The 3,919-nt window shown below is 32.2% G+C and carries 5 protein-coding genes; all 5 read left to right on the forward strand.

Annotated features, from left to right (window positions below):
• Positions 1 to 72 precede the first annotated feature (72 nt).
• The 5 genes from ABE34_RS19940 (at position 73) to ABE34_RS19960 (ending at position 3,881) form a co-directional block, all read left to right on the forward strand.
• Positions 73 to 780: a 4'-phosphopantetheinyl transferase family protein gene (locus tag ABE34_RS19940; protein WP_197144195.1), complete on the forward strand. Its 708-nt coding sequence runs from the start codon at positions 73 to 75 to the stop codon at positions 778 to 780.
• Positions 777 to 1,481, forward strand: a complete 705-nt coding sequence (locus tag ABE34_RS19945; protein ID WP_197144196.1) for a thioesterase II family protein — start codon at positions 777 to 779, stop codon at positions 1,479 to 1,481. The genes ABE34_RS19940 and ABE34_RS19945 overlap by 4 nt, the downstream gene beginning before the upstream one ends.
• 290 nt (positions 1,482 to 1,771) lie before the next feature.
• The gene (locus ABE34_RS19950) at positions 1,772 to 2,494 is read left to right on the forward strand and encodes an ABC transporter ATP-binding protein (RefSeq protein ID WP_197144197.1); all 723 of its coding nucleotides are present in this window, start codon (positions 1,772 to 1,774) and stop codon (positions 2,492 to 2,494) included.
• 88 nt (positions 2,495 to 2,582) lie between these two features.
• Positions 2,583 to 3,164 carry a TetR/AcrR family transcriptional regulator gene (locus ABE34_RS25540; protein WP_197144198.1) on the forward strand — a complete coding sequence of 194 codons (582 nt, stop codon included), beginning with the start codon at positions 2,583 to 2,585 and terminating at the stop codon, positions 3,162 to 3,164.
• 24 nt (positions 3,165 to 3,188) lie between these two features.
• Positions 3,189 to 3,881, forward strand: a complete 693-nt coding sequence (locus ABE34_RS19960) for an ABC transporter permease (protein WP_197144199.1) — start codon at positions 3,189 to 3,191, stop codon at positions 3,879 to 3,881.
• Positions 3,882 to 3,919: the final 38 nt, after the last annotated feature.

Consider the following 3,919-nt stretch of genomic DNA (forward strand, 5'->3'; position numbering starts at 1 on the left):
GGTAATTACGCCTCGGCATAATTGATTATTATTAAATGTACGTTATAACAAACTTATTATTGCGGAGGAAATATGTTAAAGCTGTATTACTTGAAAATAGAAGAGCTTACAGATAAAAAATTGAAAACTGAATTAAAAAAATATTTATCTGAAGAAAGAAGAGCTGCAATCGATTTACTTAAATTTGAAGATGATCAGACACGGTCGATTCTGGGAGAGCTATTGATTAGATATGGTATATGTCAAAACTCTGTGTTGAAAAATTCAGATATAAAATTTATTAAGAATGAATACGGAAAGCCGTTTCTGAATAATGTTGCAGATGTATATTTTAGTCTGTCGCATTCCGAGGAATATGTGCTGTGTGGTATCAGTGATAAGGAATTAGGTGTTGATATAGAAAAAATTAATGAAATTGAATTAGACATTGCGGAAGATTTTTTCCACCATAGAGAATATAAAGTTATTCTAAAGCAGCTGGAAGAACAACGTCTGCAGTATTTTTACAGAATATGGTGCTTAAAGGAGAGTTATTTAAAATATATAGGTACGGGACTATCGACACCATTAAATTCATTTTATGTGAACGAGTCTGATGGTGAAATATGTATTTATACTGCAGAGGGTCAATTAGAAAACATAGAGCTTGAAATTTTGCTTATTGATGAAAAATACTCTGCTGCAGTTTGCTATAAAAATAACCTGAAATATGATTTAAAAAGAGTTTCCTTAAACGAAATAGTAAGAGTATTAATGGAAAAGGAGAAGTATGGAATATGAAAAAAGTGGTTATTTTCCCTCATGCAGGTGGAGCAAGCTTGTTTTATAGTGCTATCATAAAAGAATCTGTAAGAATATTACCCATTTATCTTGATTATCCTGGACACTTACTGAAATTAACAGAAGCGCTTGCTGAAACAATGGATGAACTGGTAGATTACCTGCTGGAAGAACTACTTGAAATAAATGATTTGGTTTTAGAAGAATTAATATTTTTTGGTCATAGCATGGGTGGTTCTGTTGCTTATGAAGTAGCAAAGAGAATATATGAAAAATATAATATAAGTATTGAAAAATTGATAATATCAGCTAAATTGCCTCCTGGAGAGATGAATCTAAAAATAAAAATAGAAACAATTGAAGATATGTGGGAATATATTCAGTCACTACATAAACAATCGGATGAGATTCATACAAATCAAGAATTTGGAAAGCTTCTATTTCCTATAATGCAGCAGGATATTTCTTTATTGAAGCAATATGAGACTGAATGGAGATATCCGAAAAGGCCATTGGGAAATATACAGCCGCATATTTTTATAGGAGCCCAAGACAAAGGGGATTTAAAGCAGTATCAAAATTGGCAGAATTTTTTTCAAGAAAAATGTCGGTATGAATTTTTTAGCGGTGGTCACTTTTATTTGCAAGAAGATAAAAATTCTTTTTTAAAGATTCTTCATAAAACGATTTTAAGTACCTAAAGATATTTAACATCTATGCTGTCGCTTTGCTTTCGCTACAAAAAACAGCTGTAGCTGTCGCTCTGCTTCGCTACTAAAAACTTGCTGAAAGAAGTTAAATGTACATATAAAGCATAAAAGCTTTGAGAAGTGCTTTAGCCTTGAATTACGACTTTAGTCGTGGGCAATTAGGTCCACCTTCTCTTGCAGATGGGTGTTTTATGTTACAGATGTATTAAAATGTAAAATCTTTAGGATATATTGACAGATTATAGTGTGAAATATATACTTTTTAACTAAGGAGGGATTTTTTGGATACAGTTATTGAAGTTACAAACCTTTGTAAGTCAATCAATGGAAGAAAATTGTTAAATAACATTTCTTTGGAAGTAAGACAGGGATCAATATTCGGTTTGCTTGGAGCAAATGGAGCAGGGAAAACAACGTTGATGAAAACAATCTTGGGTATATTAAAATCTGATTCGGGTACTGTCAAACTGTTTGGCGAAACTATAGACAGAAGAAATCAGAATGTATTGACAAGAATCGGCTGTATTATTGAAACTCCTGTTTTTTACTCAGGTTTATCAGCCAGAAAAAATTTAGAAATTCATTGTAAATATATGAACGAAGAATATTTAAGCAATATTGATAATGTTTTATCTATTGTAGGTTTATCAGAGAATGCTGAGGATATATTAGATACTTTTTCTTTAGGGATGAAACAAAGATTGGGAATTGCCAGAGCGTTAGTAACCTCTCCAAAGTTGTTGATTTTAGACGAACCAATCAATGGGCTTGATCCAATGGGAATTATTGATATTCGAGAAATACTGAAGGAGATTAATCAAAAGTTGGGAACCACTATATTAATATCTAGTCATATAATCCCTGAAGTCGATAAAATTGTAACTGATGTGGCGATTATGAGTCAGGGCGAAATGATTGAACATGTGGAACTGGAACAGCTGAAAAAAGAAAATATTGAATTGGAAGAATACTTTGTCTCGATTTTACATAAGCAGCAAAGTTAATTTTTTTGAATACGTATGACTAAAAAAATGAATTTAGTCATATGGTTATCGTGAGGATGCAGTCCTACGAAGAGAGGGAGCATTAGTTATGGCAAGAGGTTTTTCACAAGAAGAAAAAGAAAAAATCAAAGAGAATCTATGTATTGAATGTGAAAAAAGTTGGGTGAGTATTGGGTATAAAAAAACTAATATTGATTTGCTTTGTAATACAGTTGGTATTTCTAAAGGAGCTTTCTATCTTTTTTTTGATAGTAAAGAGGCCCTGTTTGCCGATGTCATGGATCAAGTACAAAATCGAATGGTTAATCATATGAATGATGCTGTAACGAAATCTCCCAATAAAGAAGGATTTATTGAAGGATTCAAATTATTGTATCAGGAATACGATCGAGGAAACTGGATCAAAACACTGTCCAGCAATGATTTCAAGGCATTATTAAATCGATTACCTGAAAGTAGACTGATTACTCATAGCTCAGAACATACATTGGTAAAATTAAGTGAAACGATAGAGAAAAGTAATTTGGTTTGTAAGGAACCACTCTCTAAAGTTATCGGGATTTTATCTGCATTACTGACATTGTCATCAGAAAAGGATGCTATTGCTTACAATCATCAGATAGTATTTGAATTTTTACTTGAGCATGTTATTGATGAGCTATTTGAATAGGTCCTACATGAAGAGGAGGAAAATATGAAGTATGTCAGTATTGAATTAGGAAAAATAAATATGAAGCAGCAGTTGATTTCTTTAGCAGCATGCAATTTTCTTATCACTGCTTTAGTCATTATAATGAAGTTTCTTATTCCTGATCAGATTAGTGGATTGGATTCTGGGATGCCGACAATCGAGTTGAGTACAACTATAATTATCGATACATTAATCAAAGCAGTATTTATCGTATGGCAGGCAGTGTTGATTGCTTCACTGATTGTAAGTGAATTTCAAAATAAAACAGCGTTAATGCTTTACACATATCCAATCAAAATGACAAAAATCATCATTAGTAAACTAGTAGTAGTATTTATAATTACATTCACATTTATGTTAATAAGTGGAATCGTTCAAAATGTAGTGATGTATGTATTGAATCAGAACTTACCGATGTTCTCATACAATATTACTACGGAGATAATTCTGACTGTTTTAATTACAAATATTTCAGCTATTTTTATGGGGTTAATCACCTTTACAGTCGGAATGTTAAATCGTTCGACTATTGCAACGATTGTCACGGCTATTTTGATTATGTGTATTGTCACATCAGCTGCAGCAGGACCAGGAGGAATCATCTCTAAGTTATCAGTTGCAGTAACATTAGGACTGATCGGACTTATGGCAGGTTTGTTTACAGTATGGAAAATCGAGACTGAAGATTACTGTTAAAATATTCATTTAACTAGAAGGAGGCTTAGGAAAAGAAT

Source organism: Lysinibacillus sphaericus, assembly GCF_015844675.1.
Classification (GTDB): Bacteria; Bacillota; Bacilli; order Bacillales_A; family Planococcaceae; genus Lysinibacillus; species Lysinibacillus sphaericus_E.

Bases quoted from the DNA above. Each gene is read 5' to 3' on its own strand.
- ABE34_RS19940 (WP_197144195.1), top strand. From the start codon at position 73: ATGTTAAAGCTGTATTACTTGAAAATAGAAGAGCTTACAGATAAAAAA.
- ABE34_RS19945 (WP_197144196.1), top strand. From the start codon at position 777: ATGAAAAAAGTGGTTATTTTCCCTCATGCAGGTGGAGCAAGCTTGTTT.
- ABE34_RS25540 (WP_197144198.1), top strand. From the start codon at position 2,583: ATGGCAAGAGGTTTTTCACAAGAAGAAAAAGAAAAAATCAAAGAGAAT.
- ABE34_RS19960 (WP_197144199.1), top strand. From the start codon at position 3,189: ATGAAGTATGTCAGTATTGAATTAGGAAAAATAAATATGAAGCAGCAG.